Origin of the sequence: Mesorhizobium sp. LNHC229A00 (assembly GCF_000502415.1) — a bacterium.
Taxonomy (GTDB): Bacteria; Pseudomonadota; Alphaproteobacteria; order Rhizobiales; family Rhizobiaceae; genus Mesorhizobium.
Genome location: NZ_AYWQ01000008.1, coordinates 113706 through 132133 on the forward strand (window position 1 = coordinate 113706; position 18428 = coordinate 132133).

The following is an 18428-nucleotide window of genomic DNA, read 5'->3' on the forward strand; positions in this document are numbered from 1 at the left end:
CGTCCATCAACCAGGGAGAGTAATGTGAAGATTATCAAGACGCTGGCCGCCGTGGCGGCCCTTGGCATCGCTGCCATGACCTATCAGGCGCACGCGGCCGACAAGGGTCTTGTCGGCGTGCTGATGCCGACCAAGACCTCGCAACGCTGGATCAATGACGGCGACGCCGTCAAATCCCAGCTCGAGGCGCTCGGCTACACTGTCGACCTGCAATACGCGCAGGACGACATCCCCAACCAGCTCAGCCAGCTGGAAAACGAAATCACCAAGGGTCCGAAGGCGCTGATCATCGCCTCCATCGATGGCACCACCCTTTCGGATGCGCTGCAGAAGGCGAACGACGCGGGCGTCGTCGTCGTCGCTTATGACCGCCTGATCAAGAAGACCAAGAATGTCGACTATTACACCACCTTCGACAATTTCGGCGTCGGCGTGATCCAGGCGAATTCCCTGGTCAAGGGTCTCAAGGAGCGTTTCCCGAACACCAAGCCGTGGAACGTCGAACTGTTCGGCGGCTCGCCCGACGACAACAACGCCTTCTTCTTCTACAATGGCGCGATCTCCGTCTTGCAGCCGCTGATCGACGACGGCTCGATCAAGATCAAGTCCGGCCAGACCGGCATGGACAAGGTCGGCACGCTGCGCTGGCTCGCCGCCACCGCCCAGGCGCGCATGGACAACCTTCTCTCGGCCAACTACTCGGACGGCAGCCGCGTCGATGGCGTTCTGTCGCCCTATGACGGCCTGTCGCGCGGCATCACCGCCTCGCTGCGCGCTGTCGGTTACGGCACCGACGCACAGCCCTGGCCAATCGTGACCGGTCAGGACGCCGAGACCGCCTCGGTCAAGCTGATCATCTCGGGCGAGCAGTACTCGACCGTGTTCAAGGATACCCGCGAACTGGCCAAGGCCACGGTGCAGCTGGTCGACAAGGTGCTCTCCGGCGGCAAGCCGGAAGGCCTCGACGAAAAGACCTACAACAACGACGTCAAGGTGGTTCCCTCGATCCTGCTGACCCCGCATGAGGTCGACAAGTCGAACTACCAGGCCCTGGTCGTCGACTCCGGCTACATCAAGGCCGAAGACCTGAAGTAATCCCGGTTACAAAGACAGGGGTCCTGCGCGACGCAGGGCCCCTTTTCGTTCACAAGCGGCCCCGGTATTGTTTCTACCGGCCTAGAGCCATTCCCGGAAAAGTTCGCACGGTTTTCCGTCAGGAATTGCCTAAAAATAGAAAGTGTAGGAGGAGCTTGCCCTCATGACCTCGACGATTTTGGAGATGCGCGACATCACCAAGAGGTTCCCCGGCGTGAAGGCGCTGTCGAACGTCAACCTCCGCGTCGAGGAAGGCGAAATCCATGCCGTGGTAGGCGAGAACGGCGCTGGAAAATCGACACTGATGAAGGTGCTTTCGGGCGTCTATCCCTCCGGCACCTATGATGGCCAGATCATCTTTCAGGGCCAGGAATGCCAGTTCAAAGGCATCCATGACAGCGAACACAAGGGCATCGTCATCATCCACCAGGAGCTTGCGCTGGTGCCGATGCTGTCGATCGCCGAAAACATTTTCCTCGGCAACGAGCACGCCAGATACGGCGTCATCGACTGGGACGCCAACGAGGCGCGCACGTCCGAGCTTTTGAAAAAAGTCGGGCTCAAGGAAGACCCCAAGACGCTGATCACCCATATCGGCGTCGGCAAGCAGCAGCTGGTCGAGATCGCCAAGGCGCTCAGCAAGGAAGTGAAGCTGCTGATCCTCGACGAGCCGACAGCATCGCTCAGCGAAAAGGACAGCCAGGCGCTGCTCGATCTTTTGCTCGAGTTCAAGCGGCAGGGCATGACCTCGATCCTGATCTCCCACAAGCTCAACGAGGTGAACCGCGTCGCCGACAAGGTGACGGTGATCCGCGACGGGCGCACGATCGAGACATTGCCGAGGAAGGATATCAGCGAGGACCGCATCATCACCTCGATGGTCGGCCGATCCCTCGATGATCGCTACCCGCCGCGCGAACCTAGCATCGGCGACGTCATTTTCGAGGTCAAGGACTGGTCGGTCTACCACCCGATCCATGCCGAACGGCAAGTGATCAAGAGCATCGACCTGAAGGTGCGCAAGGGCGAAGTTGTCGGCATTGCGGGACTGATGGGCGCCGGTCGCACCGAATTCGCCATGAGCCTGTTCGGCCGCTCCTATGGCCGGCGCATCAGCGGTGAGGTGCTGCTCAACGGCAAGCCCGTGGACCTTTCCACAGTGGGCAAGGCCGTGCAGAACGGCATCGCCTATGTCACCGAGGACCGCAAGACCTATGGGCTGAACCTCATCGACCATATCAAGCACAATGTGACGCTGGCCAACCTCGCCGGCGTTTCCAGTGGCGGCGTCATCGACGATATGCGCGAAATGAGCGTCGCCAACGACTATCGCAAGAAGACCAATATCCGCGCCTCCAGCGTCTATCAGCTGACCGGCAATCTCTCGGGCGGCAACCAGCAGAAGGTGGTGCTGTCGAAATGGCTGTTCGCCGACCCGGAAGTTCTGATCCTCGACGAGCCGACGCGCGGTATCGACGTCGGCGCCAAGTACGAAATCTATACAATCATCGCCCGCCTCGCCGCCGAGGGCAAAGCGATCATCGTCATCTCGTCTGAAATGCCGGAACTCCTCGGCATCACCGACAGAATCTATGTCATGAACGAAGGGCGCATCGTCGGCGAGATGGCGGCAAATGACGCCAGCCAGGAAAAAATCATGCGCGCCATTGTTCGCGGAGAAGGAAAAGCATCATGAGCACAGACAGCGCTCCCGCACCGCAAAGCGGCACCGCCGAGGACGTCAAGCAGGGTCCTCGCGTCGCCGTCTCGGCGCTGACGACGAACCTGCGCGAATACGGCCTGATCATCGCGCTGATCGTCATCATGCTGTTCTTCCAGTACACGACGTCGGGAACGCTGTTCAAACCGGTCAACCTCAGCAACCTGGTGCAGCAGAACTCGTTCATCATCGTGATGGCGCTCGGCATGCTGCTGGTCATCGTCGCCGGCTATATCGATCTCAGCGTGGGATCGGTCGCCGGCTTCATCGGCGCCCTTGCCGCCATGATGATGGTCATCTGGCCGCTCGGCATGTTCAGCAATCCGCTCGTTGTCTCGATCGTCTGCCTCATCGTCGGCGGGTTGATCGGTGGCGCGCAAGGGTACTGGATCGCCTATCACCGCATACCAAGCTTCATCGTGACGCTCGCCGGCATGCTGATCTTCCGCGGCATCTGCCAGGCGCTGCTTGGCGGCGGCTCCTCGGTCGGCCCGCTTCCCGACAGTTTCAAGGCGCTGAGTTCCGGTTTCATTCCCGACGTCATCGGTCCGCTGACCCTGATCCCGCCGACGGTGAACGCGGCCGGCAAAACCGTTTTGGGCAGTGGCCTGACGCTTCACATGACGACAATCGTGCTGGGCCTGATCGCGGTGCTCGCCTACGCCTATTTCGGCTTCAGGACGCGACGCAAGCGCGAACTCCACGGTTACGAGGCCGAGCCTTTCACCCTGTTCGTCATCAAGACGCTGGTCGGCAGCGCGCTGGCGCTCTTCCTGATCTTCCAGTTCGCGACCTATCGGGGCCTGCCGATCGTGCTCCTGGTGATGGGCGTACTGATCTCGCTGTTCGTCTTCGTCACCAAGCGCATGACCATCGGCCGCCGCATCTACGCCATGGGAGGCAACGCCAAGGCGGCGCAACTGTCGGGCATCAACACCGAGCGGCTGACGCTCTGGGTGTTCGTCAATATGGGCGTTCTGTCGGCGCTCGGCGGGCTGATCATCGCCGCACGTCTCGGCCAGGCCGTGCCGGCCGCGGGCCTCGGCAGCGAACTCGACGTGATCGCGGCCGTCTTCATCGGCGGCGCCTCGGCGATGGGCGGCGTCGGCCAGGTCATCGGCGCGGTGGTCGGCGGCTTCATCATGGGCGTGATGAACAACGGCATGTCCATCATGGGCGTCAATGTCGACTGGCAGCAGGTGGTCAAGGGCCTGGTGCTGCTCGGGGCCGTCATCTTCGACGTCTACAACAAGAACAAGGCTTGAGGGCGGGGCGAGGACTAGGAGGCATACGGGTTCTAGATCGCGAAGCTGCCGGCAGCCCGTCGGCACCAAGAAGTCCGGGGAAGGACCAGGCTCGCGAATGCAATCCGGACGAAGCGTTTCAAACCGTGGCGCGTTTCCGCGCCGCGCCGGTCAGGATTTGCCCATTGGCAGCCGGATACAGATAAATGAGAGGACTGATCATGCTGATCTCGCAGATTCTCGACGACGCCGAGACGATCCGTGTCGTTGCCCGTAGCGGAGGGAAGACCCGGATCATTAACGGGGCGCGCAGCGTCTATTCGCTGGCGATGGAGGCCGCCCGCACCGGCGTCGGCCTGGCCGCTCTGATCGAACGCAAGGGGCTTGGCGAGACGATCGATCTCGACGCCGCCTACAAGAGGGGGCGCCTGCTATCGCCGATCAATCACCCCGACCCGGCGCACCTGCACCTGACCGGCACCGGGCTGACGCATCTGGGGTCGGCCGCGACGCGCGATTCCATGCACAAGAAGCTCAGCACCGACGGCGAGGAGCAACTTACCGATTCCATGAAGATGTTCCGCATGGGACTGGAAGGCGGCAAGCCCGCGAAAGGCCAGGTCGGCGTGCAGCCGGAATGGTTCTACAAGGGCAACGGCACCATGGCGGTCGCGCCTGGCGCGGCGCTCATGTCGCCGGCCTTTGCCAGGGATGCCGGCGAGGAACCCGAGGTCGCTGGGATCTATGTCATCGGCGATGACGGGGCGCCCTTCCGCGTTGGCTTCACCTTGTCGAACGAATTCTCGGACCATGTGACCGAGCGCGTGAACTATCTCTTCCTCGCCCACTCCAAGCTGCGCAATGCCTCCTTCGGCCCGGAGATCCTGATCGGAGACCTGCCTTCGGACATCCGCGGCACGTCGCGCATCCTGCGCGACGGCAAGGCTTTGTGGGAAAAGCCCTTCCTGTCGGGTGAAACGAACATGTCCCACACCATCGCCAATCTCGAACACCACCACTTCAAATATTCGGCCTTCCGCCAGCCTGGCGACGTGCATGTGCATATGTTCGGCACCGCGACGCTATCCTTCGCCGACGGTATCAAGACGGAGGCCGGCGACGTGTTCGAGATCGAGGCTGGGGATTTCGGACTGCCGCTGCGCAACCCGCTCGAGATCGAGAAGCCGGTGAAGGTGTCGGTAAAGGCGCTTTGAAGCCATGAGCGGGTGATTTCCCATCGTGGGGATGGCCGGCAAGCCAGAGCGGGGCGCTCTCCCGCTGATCTAGCAATAGGTTCCAGTCACGCCGTCGCAATCCTTCGCGCCCCCTCTGCCCTGCCGGGCATCTCTCCCACAACAAGGACCCACAAGAGGGAGATCGGCAGCTTCGACCTCATCGCACGGAGCGGAAATGCTTCGACAGCTTCAGGCCCTGCGCCTGGTAGTTCGAGCCGAGATCGGTGCCGTAGAGCGCCTGTGGTCGCTTCAGCATGTGCTCGTAGACCAGCCGGCCGACGATCTGGCCGTGGTCGAGGATGAACGGCACTTCGTGGCTGCGCACTTCGAGCACCGCCCGGCTGCCGGTGCCGCCGGCCGCCGAATGGCCGAAACCCGGATCGAAAAAGCCGGCATAATGGACACGAAACTCGCCGACCAGCGGATCGAACGGCGTCATCTCGGCGGCGTAGAGCGGCGGCACATGCACCGCTTCCTGGCTGACGAGGATGTAGAACTCGTCCGGATCGAGCACCAGTTCGCCGGCGCGGCTCTTGTGGATCGGTTCCCAGAAGTCGAGGACGTCCTGCGCGGCGCGCTTGTCGACATCGACGAGGCCGGTGTGGTGCTTGCCGCGATAGCCGACCAACCCATCCTTGTCGCCATTGAGGTCGATCGACAGCGCGATGCCGCCGCCGGAAATGTTTGGCGGCTCCGTGGCGACCAGCATCTCGGCACGATGCAGGTCATGCAACTCGGCTTCCGAGAGCAGCGCGTTGCCGGTGCGAAAGCGTATCTGGGACAGGCGCGAACCCGTGCGCGCGATGATCGGAAAGGTGCGCGGGCTGACCTCGAGATAGAGCGGACCGTTGTAGCCGGCGGCGATCTTATCGAACTCGTGGCCCCGATCGGTCATGACGCGGGTGAAGATGTCGAGCCGCCCGGTCGAGCTCTTCGGATTGGCCGAGGCCGAAATGTCAGCCGGCAGGACCAGACTTTCGAGCAGCGGCACAATATAGACGCAGCCGGTTTCGAGGACCGCGCCTTCGGTCAGGCTGATCTCGTGCAGTTGCAGCCGATCGAGCTTTTCCGACACCTTGTGGTTGGGACCGGGCAGGAACGAGGCGCGAACCCGCCAGGCCTTTTCGCCCAATCTGAGATCAAGGCTCGCCGGCTGGATCTGGTCGGCATCGAGTGCACGCTGCGACTTCAGCGCGCCGGACCGGAACAGCGCCGAAATGTCCTGATCGGGAAGAATGCCTGTCTGCCGCAAAGTCTGGCTCCGCCCCAAGACTGGTCTCTTTGGTTGCAGGTTCTTGTTTGTTGCAGGTTCTTGCCGCAAAACCGCCGGGCACTTTTGCGGAACCTGCCTTGGTACAAACGTCTTAATGAAGCCGGCAATTGACGCAAGCGTGGCGCGGGTCTAAAGGGTCGTTATCCCGTGGTGATTTGGCCGGTCGGCTTGCAGCCACGTTAAACAAGTCGCTAAAGGACCGTCGGGCCGCAAGGCCGTATGGACCGGTTGCGACTTTCGCGGCCGGTTTTTTTGTGTCTGGAACAAAGCGATGAGCACCAAGAAGCGCAACTGGAAACCTCAGACGGCACTCGTGCATGGCGGAACCCTGCGTTCCGGCTTCGGCGAAACCTCCGAGGCGATGTACCTGACCCAGGGTTATGTCTATCAGACGGCGCAGGCCGCCGAAGCCCGCTTCAAGGGCGAAGAGCCTGGTTTCATCTATTCGCGCTACGCCAACCCGACCGTCGACATGTTCGAAAAGCGCATGTGCGCGCTTGAAGGCGCCGAAGACGCGCGCGCCACGGCGTCGGGCATGGCGGCGGTGACGGCTGCCCTTCTGTGCAGCGTCAAGGCCGGCGACCACATCGTGGCGGCGCGCGCGCTGTTCGGCTCCTGTCGCTGGGTGGTCGAGACACTGGCGCCGCGCTATGGCATCGAGGCGACCTTGGTCGACGGCACCGAGATCGCCAATTGGGAAAAGGCGGTCAGGCCGAACACCAAGCTGTTCTTCCTGGAGAGCCCGACCAACCCGACGCTCGAGGTCGTCGACATCGCCGCCGTCGCCTCGCTTGCCAATTCGATCGGCGCGCGGCTGGTCGTCGACAATGTCTTCGCCACGCCCCTACAGCAGAAGCCATTGCAGCTTGGTGCGCACATCGTCGTCTACTCGGCCACCAAGCATATTGACGGCCAGGGCCGCTGCCTGGGCGGCGTCATCCTGTCGGACAAGAAGTGGATCGACGAGAACCTGCACGACTATTTCCGCCACACCGGCCCCAGCCTGTCGCCGTTCAACGCCTGGACCTTGCTGAAGGGCCTCGAGACCTTGCCGCTGCGCGTGCGCCAGCAGACCGAGAGCGCCGGCAAGATCGCCGACTTCCTGGCCGAGCAGCCGCAGATCGCCCGCGTCATCTATCCCGGCCGCGCCGACCACCCGCAGGCCGATATCGTCAAGAAGCAGATGTCGGGTGGCTCGACGCTGATCTGCCTCGACGTCAAGGGCGGCAAGCCGGCGGCCTTCGCCCTGCAGAACGCCCTCGACATCGTGCTGATCTCGAACAATCTGGGCGATGCCAAGAGCCTGATCACCCACCCGGCGACGACCACCCATAAGAATTTGAACGACGAGGCCCGCGCCGAACTCGGCATCGGGCCCGGTACGCTCAGGCTGTCGGTCGGCCTGGAGGATACGGACGATCTGCTGGAAGATATCGCGCAAGCATTGAAGGCCGCCAAATAGGTTTCGTCCAGGCAGCGTCGTCAGCAGCAATCAGGCGCTCGACGGCGTCTCCTCCAGCTCCGCCGTCTTGGTCCGGATGGTCATGGCGTTGCCGCGCCAGTCGACGGCGCCGCCGAGCCAGCCGCGCGCCCAGATGGCCGGGAGCATGACGTCCCGCGCGACCGTCGCCGCGATCATGCGCGTCGAGACGTGCCAACCCTTGGCCAGGGCCAGAGCGCATTCCGGAAGATAGAACGCCGCCAGCACGGCAATCGCGGTCGCCCAGAGGCTGACGCCGGCGCTCCCCGCCGCAACCAGCGCAAGAACCAGCGGGACCGCCGCACCAGTCAGGATCTCGGGCGCGAAGAACAGCGGGAAGGTGACGCGGCGCAGGCGCGCCCAGCGGGCCTGGCGCGACCAGATCTCGCGAAACGTGCGCTGGCCGAGCGGCTGCTCGAAGGGCGCCGCAACGAGGTTGACACGCAGGCCGAGGCCGTTCACCAGCTTGGTCGCGGCGGCGTCCTCGGCGATCTCGGCGGCCAGCGCGCGGATGCCGCCATTGGCGTCCAGCATCGGCTTGTTCCACAGCATGCTCTTGCCCTGCGCGAAGCCGAGGCCGAGCGCCTCGCCGGCATACTGCCAGCGGGCCTGCAATGTGTTCAGGAAGGCGCATTCGACGTCGGCCCAGAAACCATCTGGCCTGGAGCCGATCGGCGTCGAGCAGACAAGGCCGGTACCGTGCCGCCACGCCGCCATCATGTGCTCGACGTAGTCCCTAGGCATCAGAACGTTGGAATCGGCAAGAATGACCCAGTCGTGGCGCGCCGCTTCCCAGCCTTTCACGCAATTGTTGAGCTTGGGATTGGCGCTGACACGGTCGTCGCCGATCAACAGCCGGGCCGGCACCTGCGGAAACCGGGCAATCGCCCTGTTTATCAGTTTGACCACCGGGTCGTCGGCATGGGCGACGCAGAAGATCAGTTCGTAGCGTGGCCAGTCGAGCGCGAAGGCGCGTTCCAGCGTCTCACGTGTGAAGGGCTCGACGCCGCGCGACGGGACGAGAATCGACACCGCCGGCGATCTGCCCGCCGGCGGGGCGATCGTGGCGCGCCGTTTCAGCTGTGAAGCGGCAAGCAGGATGCTGGCAGCGTTTGAGAGGATGAGTGCGGTCGAAAGCGAGGCGGATATGAGAGTGAGTTCCATCGAGATCTGGTCACTCCGGAAGTCGGCCCGCGTCGCGGCCGTTTTCAACAGTTCGACAGAGGGCCGAGTCGCCCGGTTCGCGCACACCACCATTGTCGTGTGTCACTTAAATGACATTCTTTGCCGGCACCTGCGTTTCAATCCCAGGCGCGACAAGACGCGCACGTTGACCTGCTCACCGCGAGCGTCGAAAGTCGTCGGATTGTTTTGGAGCCGCTCATGTACCGCGCCGTGACGCGCAACATCGAAGTGCAGGTCAGGCCGTTCTATCTGGAGGATCGTTCGGATCCCCAGGAGAACCGCTACGTCTGGGGCTATCAGATAACGATCGACAACCAGTCTGACGAGTTCGTGCAGCTTCTGTCGCGCTATTGGCATATCACCGATGGTGCCGGCCGGGTCGAGGAGGTGCGCGGGCCGGGCGTTGTCGGCGACCAGCCGGAACTCAATCCCGGCGACAGCTATCAGTACACGTCCGGCTGCCCGCTCTCGACACCCTCCGGGATCATGGTCGGACGCTACACGATGCGCAACAAGCGCGGCGAGACGTTCGACATCGCCATCCCAGCCTTCTCGCTCGATCTGCCGGGGACAAGGCGCACGGTGAACTGAGGGCCGACGGTCACGCTGCCCTCAGCCGCCCTTCGGGCACCTTCTCCCCGCGGAACGGGGAGAAGGAAAGGCTTTACTGAGCCGCAAACTCGGCTGGGTCGAAGTCGTACTGCGTCGAGCAGAATTCGCACGCGACATGGATGCCGCCATCCTCGGTGCTGTCCTTGATCTCCTGCGCGGAGAAGCCCTCGAGGATGCCACGGATCTTGTCGCGGGAGCATGAGCACTGGTCGGCGACGGGAACGCCGCCGAAGACGCGCACGCCATGCTCATGGAAGAGGCGATAAAGCAGCCGCTCGGCGCCGATGGTCGGGTCGATCAATTCGGTCGGCTCGATGGTGCCTAGCAACGCCAGGAGTTCCTGCCAGGAATTATCGGCCGGATCGTGGACTTGCTCGCGCGGATCGCCGTCCCCACCCGGCAGGTCCGGAATGCGCATGCGCTCGGGCGATTGCGGCAGGAACTGCGCCAGGATGCCGCCGGCGCGCCATTGCTCGCGCGCGCCGCCGACACCGGGCGTCAGCAGCTTGGCGACCGAGAGCCTGATATCGGTCGGGATCTGTTCCGACTGACGGAAATAGGTGCGTGCCGCATCTTCCAGCGTTTCGCCATCGAGCTGGACGATGCCTTGATAACGCTGCGTATGAGCGCCCTGGTCGATGGTCAGCGCCAGCACGCCGCTGCCAAGCAGCGTCTGCTGGGACGTCTCACCTGCGGCGACCAGTGCTTCGAGCCGATCCGCATCGAAGCGTGCGTAGGCGCGCAGTGCCGAGGGCGTGGAAAAGTCCGCGACCAGCATGTCGACAGGCCCGTCGGTACGGGTCTGCAGGATGAACTTGCCTTCGAATTTAAGCGAGGTGCCGAGCAGAACGGTCAGCACACAGGCTTCCGCCAGCAGGCGGGCGACCGGCTCGGGATAATCGTGGCGGCCAAGGATGGCGTCGAGCATCGGCCCAAGCTGGACCGTGCGGCCGCGCACGTCGAGCGGACCGACCTCGAAGGGAACGACGTGATCGTCGCCGGCATACCCGAACTCGCCGAGTTTGGGATGATGTTCAGTCACTTGATGGCTTTCCAACATGACAAAGCTCCAGGGCGCGGCCATGCGGCCCTGGTGGGCACATGCGTCCAAACGCGCTTGATTTGCGTGATGCGGCGCAGATAGGCATCGCGCCGCCGCAGATCAAGCGCCTGGGCATTTCGGGCGCCCAAGACACTTCAAGCACCAAGACGCTCTAAGCACCCAAACACTCTAAGCACCGAGGCACCAGGCAAGCACCGCCTTCTGGGCATGGAGCCGGTTCTCGGCCTCGTCGAAGACCACCGAATGCGGCCCGTCGATGACCTCGTCGGTTACTTCCTCGCCGCGATGGGCCGGCAGGCAGTGCATGAACAATGCATCCGGCTTGGCCTTGGCCATCAGCGCCGCGTTGACCTGATAGGGCGAGAAGACATTGTGGCCGCGAGCACGGTGTTCCTGTCCCATCGACACCCAGCAGTCGGTGACGATGCAGTCGGCCTGGTCGACGGCTTCCTCGGGCGAGCGGGTGAAATAGAGCTGGCCGCCATGCGCCTTTGACCAGTCGATATGCTTCTGCGCCGGTTCGCTGCCTTCGGGCACGGCGACGTTGAGATTGAAGCGGAACCGTGCCGAGGCCTCAAGCAGTGAGTGCAGCACATTGTTGCCGTCGCCGGTCCAGGCAATCGTCTTGCCGGCAACCGGACCGCGATGCTCCTCGAAGGTCATGATGTCGGCCATCAGCTGGCACGGGTGGGTGTCGTCGGTCAGGCCGTTGATCACCGGAACGGTGGCATTCTCGGTCAGTTCCAGCAGCCGCTCATGCGAGGTGGTGCGGATCATGATCGCATCGACGTAGCGCGACAGCACCTTGGCGGTGTCGGCGATGGTTTCGGAGCGGCCGAGCTGCATCTCGGTGCCGGTCAGCATGATGGTCTCGCCGCCGAGCTGGCGCATGCCGACGTCGAAAGAAACGCGCGTGCGCGTCGACGGCTTGTCGAAGATCATGGCCAGCACCTTGCCTTCGAGCGGCTTGGTCCGCTCGCCGGCCTTGAGACGCGCCTTTCGCGTTACCGCATCATCCAGCATGAAGCGCAAATCGCCTTCGGAAACGGTGGAAAGATCGGTGAAATGGCGAACTGACATCAGGAATGGTTCCGGATTACTTCGCGGCGGCGGAGGCGATCGCCTCCGACAGGCCCTTGGCGCCGGCGCGGATGCGGTTGAGCGCTTCGTGAATCTCGGCGTCGGTGACGGTGAGCGGTGGCAGCAGGCGAATGACGTTGTCGCCGGCCGGAACGGCCAGCAAATGCTGGTCGCGCAGCGCCATGTTTACCTTGCCGTTGGGCATCGCGCATTTAAGGCCGAGCATCAGCCCGGTGCCCCGGATATCCTCGACAATTTCTGGGAATTCGTCGGCTATCGAGGCTAGCCCCTGCTTCATCAGCAGCGCCTTGCGCTGGACATCCTCCAGAAAGCCGTCTTCCAGAACGACGTCGAGCACGGCGTTGCCGACCGCCATTGCCAGCGGATTGCCGCCGAATGTGGTGCCGTGCACGCCGGCGGTCATGCCGACGGCGGCCTCGTCGGTGGCAAGGCAGGCGCCCATCGGGAAGCCGCCACCGATGCCCTTGGCGATCGCCATGATGTCGGGCGTCACCGCAGACCACTCATGCGCGAACAGCTTGCCGGTACGGCCAATGCCGCATTGGACCTCATCGTATATCAATAACAGGCCGTGCCGTTCGCAGAGCTGCCGCAGCCGCTTGAGCGACTGTGTCGGTACTGGGCGGATACCGCCCTCGCCTTGCACCGGCTCGATCAGGATCGCGGCGGTCTCGGGCGTGATCGCCTTCTCGGCGGCATCGATGTCGTCGAAGCCAACCTGGTCGAAGCCTTCGACCTTGGGTCCGAAGCCTTCGAGATATTTGTACTGGCCGCCTGCCGCGATGGTCGCCAGCGTGCGGCCATGGAAGGCGCCTTCGAAGGTGATGATGCGGAAGCGCTCGGGATTTCCCTTGACGAAGTGGTATCGCCGCGCCGTCTTGATCGCGCATTCCAGCGCCTCGGCGCCGGAATTGGTGAAGAACACCTTGTCGGCGAAGGTGGCATCAGCCAGCCGCTCGCCAAGCCTGCTCTGCCCCGGGATCTCATAGAGATTGGAGACGTGCCAGAGTTTCGCCGCCTGCTCGGTGAGGGCCGCGACAAGGTGCGGATGGCCATGGCCAAGTGAATTGACCGCGATGCCGCCGGCGAAATCGAGATATCGCTCGCCCTTGTCCGTAACCAGCCAAGTGCCTTCCCCATGGTCGAAGGCCAGGGGTGCGCGAGCAAAGGTCTCGTAAAGCGCCGAACCGCTCATTATATGCGTCTCCGGTACCGGAAAATCAAAAAAGCCGCCAAAGCGGCGGCCTTCTGCGGCTTATCGTGTTTTTCGGCCATGAAGTCAACGAAAACGTCGCCTAGTGGCGCGCGGCAAGCCCTCCGACGCAACGCCGGCTCATGAACGACCGGGCAAGTTGGGGAAAACCGAAAAAACCGATTCGTGTTGCACTTGGGACTCTTGTCACCGAGTCAGCGCATAGAGTAGTTGTAGTCGAGAAATAACTAGATTTCGTGCGGCGGACCTAATCACCAGATATATGTGGTGTCTGTCCCAGCAGTGGTGCTGGGTCGGGAATGGATTCTGATTGCCGCACGCTTACGAGGAGCGCGGTCATGAACTGGACTGACGAGCGGGTAGAACTCTTGAGAAAACTGTGGTCGGAGGGTCTGAGCGCAAGCCAGATTGCTGCGCAGCTTGGAGGAGTCAGCCGCAATGCCGTCATCGGCAAGGTGCACCGGCTGAAGCTGTCGGGTCGCGGTCGCGCAACGGCGACGCCGGCGCGCCAGAAGAAGGTGACGCAGGGATCGACCGTCCAGAAATCGGTGGCGCGCGCCGCAAGCACGGCACGCCACGTCACGACTTCGATCGGCGCGACGGCCCTTCAGACGCAATTCGACGCCGAACCGGTGGCGCGGCACTACATCCGTCCGGTCGAGAACGTCGTGGTGCCGATCTCACGGCATTTGCAGCTCGTCGAACTGACCGAGCGCACCTGCAAATGGCCGAATGGCGATCCCCTTTCGGAGGACTTCAACTTCTGCGGCAACGAAGCCGCTGAAACCGGTCCCTACTGTAAATACCATGCCCGCGTGGCGTTCCAGCCGGCGGCGGAGCGGCGGCGGAACCGATAAGCGGAGTGAGGAGTGAGTGGTGCGGAAATAACCGCTCCCACTACTGACTACTGACTACTGACTTCCTCACAGCCAGCCGTTCTTCCTGAAGCGCCAATACAGGAAGCAGCAGATCAGCGCGATGGTGGCCAGCACCATCGGGTAGCCATATTCCATCTTCAGCTCCGGCATGTCGGTAAAGTTCATGCCGTAGATGCCGGCGAATGCGGTAGGCACGGCTAGGATGGCCGCCCATGAGGCGAGTTTCTTGGAGATCGCCGTTTCCTGGCTTTGACCGACCAGAAGACTGGCCTCGAAGGCAAAGGCCAGCACCTCGCGCAGACTGTCGATCTTCTCCTGGACAGTACGGATGTGGTCCGTCACGTCGCGGAACAGCGGGTGCATGGCCGAATGGATCTGCGGCAGGTCGGCGCTGGTCAGCCGGCGACAGACTTCCACCAGGGGCAATGCCGCGTTCCGCAGGCGCAGGAGGTCGCGGCGCAGCATGTAAAGGCGTTCGATGTCGGGGCCGGTCATCGGCTTCAGCAGGACCTTGTCCTCGATTGCCTCGACTTCGTCCTCGATCTGCTCGAGCACGGGCATGTAATTGTCGACGATGAAGTCGAGAATGGCATAGAGGACGAAATCCTCCCCCTTGGCCAGCGAGTGCGGGCAGCTTTCCCAGTGCTGCCGCACGACGGCATAGGATGTCGAAGGACCGTGCCTGACGCTGACGATGTAGCCTGAGCCGACAAACAGATGTGTCTCGCCGAAGGTGACGCGCCCGTCGATCAGCTGCGCCGTGCGGGCGACGATGAAAAGCGCATCGCCATATTGCTCGATCTTTGGCCGCTGGTGCGGATGCTCGGCATCCTCGATCGCCAACTCATGCAGATGAAACTGCGCCTTGACGCGCAGCAGAAGTTCGCGGTCGGGTTCAAGCAGCCCGATCCAGACGACATGTCCCGATTTCTTGGCCCATTCGCCGGCTTCCTCGATCGGAATATCGGCGATGCGGCGCCCGGCGGTATAGACGCCGCAGGCGATGATGCCTGATGTCGGCGGCGAGGATTTGAACTCTCGGACATATTCCATCGCAGCCTCCCGAAAGCGTTGCCTTCCCTGGGGAACCGGCAAGCTTATCTCGGGATAGTCTAGCGCAATATGATCAAGCGTTCGAGGGGATGTGCGTTCACTTCACCGGCAGCGCCTCGGGGAGGCCGATCTTGTCGGTCTTGTCGCCTTTGGGCCGGTCGGCGGGCATCTGGTCGCCGGTGACGATATAGTAGATGGTCTCGGCGATGTTGGTGGCGTGATCGCCGATCCGCTCGATATTCTTGGCGCAGAACAGCAGATGCGTACAGGGCGTGATGTTGCGCGGATCTTCCATCATGTAGGTCAGCAATTCGCGAAACAGCGAGGTGTACATGGCATCGATCTGGTCGTCACGGTCGCGCACGAAGCCGATCTTGTCGACCGAGCGCGACGCATAGACGTCGAGCACTTCCTTCAGCTGGGTCAGTGCCAAATTGGCCAGAGCCTCCAGGCCGCGAAACAGGCTGGTCGGCTGCCGGCCGTCGGTAACGGCAACCACCCGCTTGGCGACGTTCTTGCCGAGGTCGCCGACGCGCTCGAGGTCGGCCGAAATGCGGATGGCGCCGACGATCTCGCGCAGGTCCGTCGCCATCGGCTGACGCCTGGCGATGATGATGATCGCCTTGTCGTCGATCTCACGCTGTCCCTCGTCCAGGACGGCGTCGTCTCGGATGACCTTCTGGGCCAGCCCCGGATCGGCATTGACCAGGGCGGCGACCGCCTGCTCGACCATGCGCTCGGCATGGCCACCCATCGCGGCGATGCGCTTCGAAAGATATTTCAGTTCCTCGTCATAGGCGCTGACAATGTGAACGGACTGCATGGATGAAATGCCTTCCCACGGGATCTTGTCTTTGAGTCGTTTCCTCGAATCCCCGCTGATACGCTAGCGGGATGACAGAAAAAAGAAACGGCCCCGTGGAAAACTAGGGCAGTATCAGTGTGCCGGCAAATGGACCGAGAAGGCGGCGCCCTTGCCGACCTCGGACCTGATCGTCAGCCTGGCGTTGTGACGCGTCAGGATGTGCTTGACGATCGACAGGCCAAGCCCCGTGCCCTTCTGGGTCCGGCTGGTCTCGACATCGATACGATAGAAGCGCTCGGTGATGCGCGGGATGTGTTCCTCGGGGATGCCGGGACCAAAGTCCCTGATCGTGACGTCGATGCCAGGTTCGGGACCATCATCGCCGCGCGCGATCGACACCAGGACACGGCCGCCCGACTGGCCGTATTTGCAGGCATTTTCCAAAAGGTTCTCGAACACTTGGAACAGCTCGTCGCGATCGCCTGGCACATCGAGCGGCCCCTTGGCGAAATCGCGCTCGATGACGATATTGTTTTCGCGGGCGAGCGGGCCGAGCGAATCGATGACGCTGTCGACGGTCTGGCGCAGATCGACTTCGGTTCCCGGCTGCAGATAGGGTTTCATCTCCAGCCGTGACAGCGACAGGAGATCGTCGATCAGGCGCGCCATGCGGCCGGTCTGGTTCTGCATGATCTGGAGGAACTGCTCGCGCGCCGCCGGATCGTTGCGGGCCGGTCCGCGCAGCGTTTCGATGAAGCCCGCGATCGAGGCTAGCGGGGTGCGCAATTCGTGACTGGCATTGGCGATGAAGTCGGCGCGCATGCGGTCGATACGCCGCGCCTCGCTCTGGTCCTTGAAAACCAGCACATAAAGATCGGTGCCATGCCCGACCGAGGATGCGCTGACCCGGTAGGCCCGTTCGACAGGCAGTTTCTCGGTGTAGTCGACGACATCCGAGGCGACGGTGCCCGACAGCACACTGTCCAGCAGTGCCTGCATTTCAGGCGCCCGGAATTTCAGCGGCAGCGATATGCCGGGCGCGATGCCGCCAAAGGCTGCAAAGGCGGCGGCGTTGGCGTGGACGATGGTGGCGGCGTGGTCGAAGATGATGAGCGGATCGGCGACCGCAGCCGCCAGATATTCGCCGGACAGGCGCTGCAAGCCAACCGCCTCGATCACCGCGGCATGCCCCGCGGAATGGCGGGCACTGGTGACCGGCAATATTGCCGCGGCCGGCAGCAGGAGTAGCGCCGGTACCAGCACGTAGGCGGAAATGCCGGCGAAGCCAAAGGCGATCAGAACCGCCACGACACCGGCCGCAAGCAGCCAGCGGCTGTGCCACAGCCGAGCGGCCACAGCTTGCCCCGTGCCTTTCTGCTCTGCGCCCAGCTCGGTCATTCGCGCGCCCAGCCTCCACCGGTCACACGGCGGCGAAAACTTCCGCTGGACCGCAAATCAAAAGTACTACAGCCTCCTTTGCGCGTCCAAACGAGGCGCGGCGCTGCAGTGGCTCCCAATAGCATGAGTCCAGACACTTAGAAGGGTTCGTCTGCATGAAAAAAGCCAAGGACAATTCGGTAACGCCAAGCGCAGGCCCGCTGAAAATCAGGATCGGCGGCAAGGAACGGGAGTTCGATATCGAGAATCCCGAGCTTCCGGACTGGGTCGAGGAGAACAAGCTGACCGCGGGCGGATATCCTTACGACAAGAAGATGAAGAGCGAGGAGTATGACGAGACGCTCGAGAAATTGCAGATCGAGCTCGTCAAGGCGCAGGCATGGCTGCAGGCGACCGGCAAGCGGATGATGGCGCTGTTCGAGGGTCGTGACGCTGCCGGCAAGGGCGGCACGATATTCGTGCTGCGCCAGTATCTCAACCCACGCACGGCGCGCAACGTTGCGCTGACCAAGCCAACCCCGACGGAACTGGGGCAATGGTACTACCAGCGCTATGCCGACCATTTCCCGACAGCGGGCGAATTCGTCACCTTCGACCGCTCCTGGTACAACCGTGCCGGCGTCGAGCCGGTGATGGGTTTTTGCACCCCCGAACAGCACGAGAAGTTTCTCGACGAGACGCCGCATTTCGAACGCATGATCGTCAATGACGGCATCTATTTCTTCAAATTCTGGCTAAACATCGGCCGGGAGACGCAGCTCGAACGCTTTCACGATCGCCGCTACAGCCCCCTGAAGAGCTGGAAGTTCTCGCCGATCGACATTGCCGGCATCACCAAGTGGGACGATTACACCAAGGCGCGCGACACCATGTTCGAGCGCACCCACAAGGAGTTCGCGCCATGGATCATCGTGCGGGCCAACGACAAGCGCCGCGCGCGGCTGGCGGTGATGCGCCGCATCCTCCTGTCGCTGCCCTATGAGGGGCGCGATCTCGACGTTATCGGCAAGGAAGATAAGAAGATCATCGGCGAAGGGCCGTCATTCCTGGGCAAGGAAAGTTGATACCTGCTG

16 protein-coding genes and 1 riboswitch are annotated in these 18428 nt (G+C 62.7%); of the genes, 8 read left to right on the plus strand and 8 right to left on the minus strand.

What is annotated here, in order from left to right; genetic code table 11:
• Positions 1-24: 24 nt before the first annotated feature.
• The 4 genes from chvE (at position 25) to araD1 (ending at position 5273) form a co-directional block, all read left to right on the plus strand.
• Positions 25-1095 carry a multiple monosaccharide ABC transporter substrate-binding protein gene (chvE, locus tag X742_RS151970; protein ID WP_015319282.1) on the plus strand — a complete coding sequence of 357 codons (1071 nt, stop codon included), beginning with the start codon at positions 25-27 and terminating at the stop codon, positions 1093-1095.
• Between the two features lie 163 nt (positions 1096-1258).
• Positions 1259-2791 (plus strand): multiple monosaccharide ABC transporter ATP-binding protein, encoded by a 1533-nt coding sequence (gene mmsA / locus X742_RS151965; RefSeq protein WP_023772974.1) that lies wholly within the window; start codon positions 1259-1261, stop codon positions 2789-2791.
• On the plus strand, positions 2788-4080 hold the full coding sequence (gene mmsB, locus X742_RS151960) for a multiple monosaccharide ABC transporter permease (RefSeq protein ID WP_023772975.1): 1293 nt from the start codon (positions 2788-2790) through the stop codon (positions 4078-4080). Before mmsA ends, mmsB begins: the two co-directional genes overlap by 4 nt.
• 200 nt (positions 4081-4280) lie before the next feature.
• The gene (gene araD1, locus X742_RS151955; protein ID WP_023772976.1) at positions 4281-5273 is read left to right on the plus strand and encodes an AraD1 family protein; all 993 of its coding nucleotides are present in this window, start codon (positions 4281-4283) and stop codon (positions 5271-5273) included.
• Positions 5274-5451: 178 nt separating this feature from the next.
• Here the strand turns inward: araD1 and X742_RS151950 are convergent, their stop codons facing one another.
• Complete coding sequence (locus X742_RS151950; protein ID WP_023772978.1) at positions 5452-6546, minus strand: 2'-deoxycytidine 5'-triphosphate deaminase; 1095 nt, start codon at positions 6544-6546, stop codon at positions 5452-5454.
• A gap of 158 nt (positions 6547-6704) precedes the next feature.
• A riboswitch (SAM riboswitch) is annotated at positions 6705-6782 on the plus strand.
• A 56-nt stretch (positions 6783-6838) separates the two neighbouring features.
• Between X742_RS151950 and X742_RS151945 the strand changes: the two genes are divergently transcribed.
• Complete coding sequence (locus X742_RS151945; protein WP_023772979.1) at positions 6839-8029, plus strand: O-succinylhomoserine sulfhydrylase; 1191 nt, start codon at positions 6839-6841, stop codon at positions 8027-8029.
• A 30-nt stretch (positions 8030-8059) separates the two neighbouring features.
• Here the strand turns inward: X742_RS151945 and X742_RS151940 are convergent, their stop codons facing one another.
• Positions 8060-9211, minus strand: a complete 1152-nt coding sequence (locus tag X742_RS151940; RefSeq protein WP_023772980.1) for a ceramide glucosyltransferase — start codon at positions 9209-9211, stop codon at positions 8060-8062.
• A gap of 219 nt (positions 9212-9430) precedes the next feature.
• Between X742_RS151940 and apaG the strand changes: the two genes are divergently transcribed.
• Positions 9431-9823 carry a Co2+/Mg2+ efflux protein ApaG gene (gene apaG / locus X742_RS151935; protein WP_023772981.1) on the plus strand — a complete coding sequence of 131 codons (393 nt, stop codon included), beginning with the start codon at positions 9431-9433 and terminating at the stop codon, positions 9821-9823.
• Between the two features lie 73 nt (positions 9824-9896).
• Here the strand turns inward: apaG and X742_RS151930 are convergent, their stop codons facing one another.
• The 3 genes from X742_RS151930 to X742_RS151920 all read right to left on the minus strand — a co-directional run bounded on the left by X742_RS151930 (position 9897) and on the right by X742_RS151920 (position 13203).
• On the minus strand, positions 9897-10928 hold the full coding sequence (locus X742_RS151930) for an Hsp33 family molecular chaperone (RefSeq protein WP_031248070.1): 1032 nt from the start codon (positions 10926-10928) through the stop codon (positions 9897-9899).
• Positions 10929-11075: 147 nt separating this feature from the next.
• The gene (argF, locus tag X742_RS151925) at positions 11076-11987 is read right to left on the minus strand and encodes an ornithine carbamoyltransferase (protein ID WP_023772984.1); all 912 of its coding nucleotides are present in this window, start codon (positions 11985-11987) and stop codon (positions 11076-11078) included.
• A gap of 16 nt (positions 11988-12003) precedes the next feature.
• Positions 12004-13203 (minus strand): aspartate aminotransferase family protein, encoded by a 1200-nt coding sequence (locus X742_RS151920; RefSeq protein WP_023772985.1) that lies wholly within the window; start codon positions 13201-13203, stop codon positions 12004-12006.
• A 356-nt stretch (positions 13204-13559) separates the two neighbouring features.
• On the opposite strand from X742_RS151920, the gene X742_RS151915 reads away from it, so the two are divergent.
• On the plus strand, positions 13560-14078 hold the full coding sequence (locus tag X742_RS151915) for a GcrA family cell cycle regulator (protein ID WP_023772986.1): 519 nt from the start codon (positions 13560-13562) through the stop codon (positions 14076-14078).
• A 66-nt stretch (positions 14079-14144) separates the two neighbouring features.
• On the opposite strand, the gene X742_RS151910 is transcribed toward X742_RS151915, so the two are convergent.
• The 3 genes from X742_RS151910 to X742_RS151900 form a co-directional block, all read right to left on the minus strand.
• Positions 14145-15152 (minus strand): magnesium and cobalt transport protein CorA, encoded by a 1008-nt coding sequence (locus X742_RS151910; protein WP_023772987.1) that lies wholly within the window; start codon positions 15150-15152, stop codon positions 14145-14147.
• A 97-nt stretch (positions 15153-15249) separates the two neighbouring features.
• The gene (gene phoU, locus X742_RS151905) at positions 15250-15975 is read right to left on the minus strand and encodes a phosphate signaling complex protein PhoU (protein WP_015319295.1); all 726 of its coding nucleotides are present in this window, start codon (positions 15973-15975) and stop codon (positions 15250-15252) included.
• Positions 15976-16089: 114 nt separating this feature from the next.
• Positions 16090-17355, minus strand: a complete 1266-nt coding sequence (locus X742_RS151900; RefSeq protein ID WP_023772988.1) for an ATP-binding protein — start codon at positions 17353-17355, stop codon at positions 16090-16092.
• Positions 17356-17510: 155 nt separating this feature from the next.
• On the opposite strand from X742_RS151900, the gene ppk2 reads away from it, so the two are divergent.
• Entirely contained in the window at positions 17511-18419 is a 909-nt protein-coding gene (gene ppk2, locus X742_RS151895; RefSeq protein ID WP_023772989.1) for a polyphosphate kinase 2, read from the plus strand.
• Positions 18420-18428 lie beyond the last annotated feature (9 nt).

Excerpts from the sequence above, each read along its gene's own strand:
- X742_RS151920 (WP_023772985.1), bottom strand. The coding sequence starts at position 13,203 with ATGAGCGGTTCGGCGCTTTACGAGACCTTTGCTCGCGCACCCCTGGCC.
- X742_RS151945 (WP_023772979.1), top strand. The coding sequence starts at position 6,839 with ATGAGCACCAAGAAGCGCAACTGGAAACCTCAGACGGCACTCGTGCAT.
- X742_RS151900 (WP_023772988.1), bottom strand. The coding sequence starts at position 17,355 with ATGACCGAGCTGGGCGCAGAGCAGAAAGGCACGGGGCAAGCTGTGGCC.
- apaG (WP_023772981.1), top strand. The coding sequence starts at position 9,431 with ATGTACCGCGCCGTGACGCGCAACATCGAAGTGCAGGTCAGGCCGTTC.
- mmsA (WP_023772974.1), top strand. The coding sequence starts at position 1,259 with ATGACCTCGACGATTTTGGAGATGCGCGACATCACCAAGAGGTTCCCC.
- mmsB (WP_023772975.1), top strand. The coding sequence starts at position 2,788 with ATGAGCACAGACAGCGCTCCCGCACCGCAAAGCGGCACCGCCGAGGAC.
- X742_RS151915 (WP_023772986.1), top strand. The coding sequence starts at position 13,560 with ATGAACTGGACTGACGAGCGGGTAGAACTCTTGAGAAAACTGTGGTCG.
- phoU (WP_015319295.1), bottom strand. The coding sequence starts at position 15,975 with ATGCAGTCCGTTCACATTGTCAGCGCCTATGACGAGGAACTGAAATAT.
- X742_RS151910 (WP_023772987.1), bottom strand. The coding sequence starts at position 15,152 with ATGGAATATGTCCGAGAGTTCAAATCCTCGCCGCCGACATCAGGCATC.
- X742_RS151930 (WP_031248070.1), bottom strand. The coding sequence starts at position 10,928 with ATGGCCGCGCCCTGGAGCTTTGTCATGTTGGAAAGCCATCAAGTGACT.
- argF (WP_023772984.1), bottom strand. The coding sequence starts at position 11,987 with ATGTCAGTTCGCCATTTCACCGATCTTTCCACCGTTTCCGAAGGCGAT.
- ppk2 (WP_023772989.1), top strand. The coding sequence starts at position 17,511 with ATGAAAAAAGCCAAGGACAATTCGGTAACGCCAAGCGCAGGCCCGCTG.
- X742_RS151940 (WP_023772980.1), bottom strand. The coding sequence starts at position 9,211 with ATGGAACTCACTCTCATATCCGCCTCGCTTTCGACCGCACTCATCCTC.
- araD1 (WP_023772976.1), top strand. The coding sequence starts at position 4,281 with ATGCTGATCTCGCAGATTCTCGACGACGCCGAGACGATCCGTGTCGTT.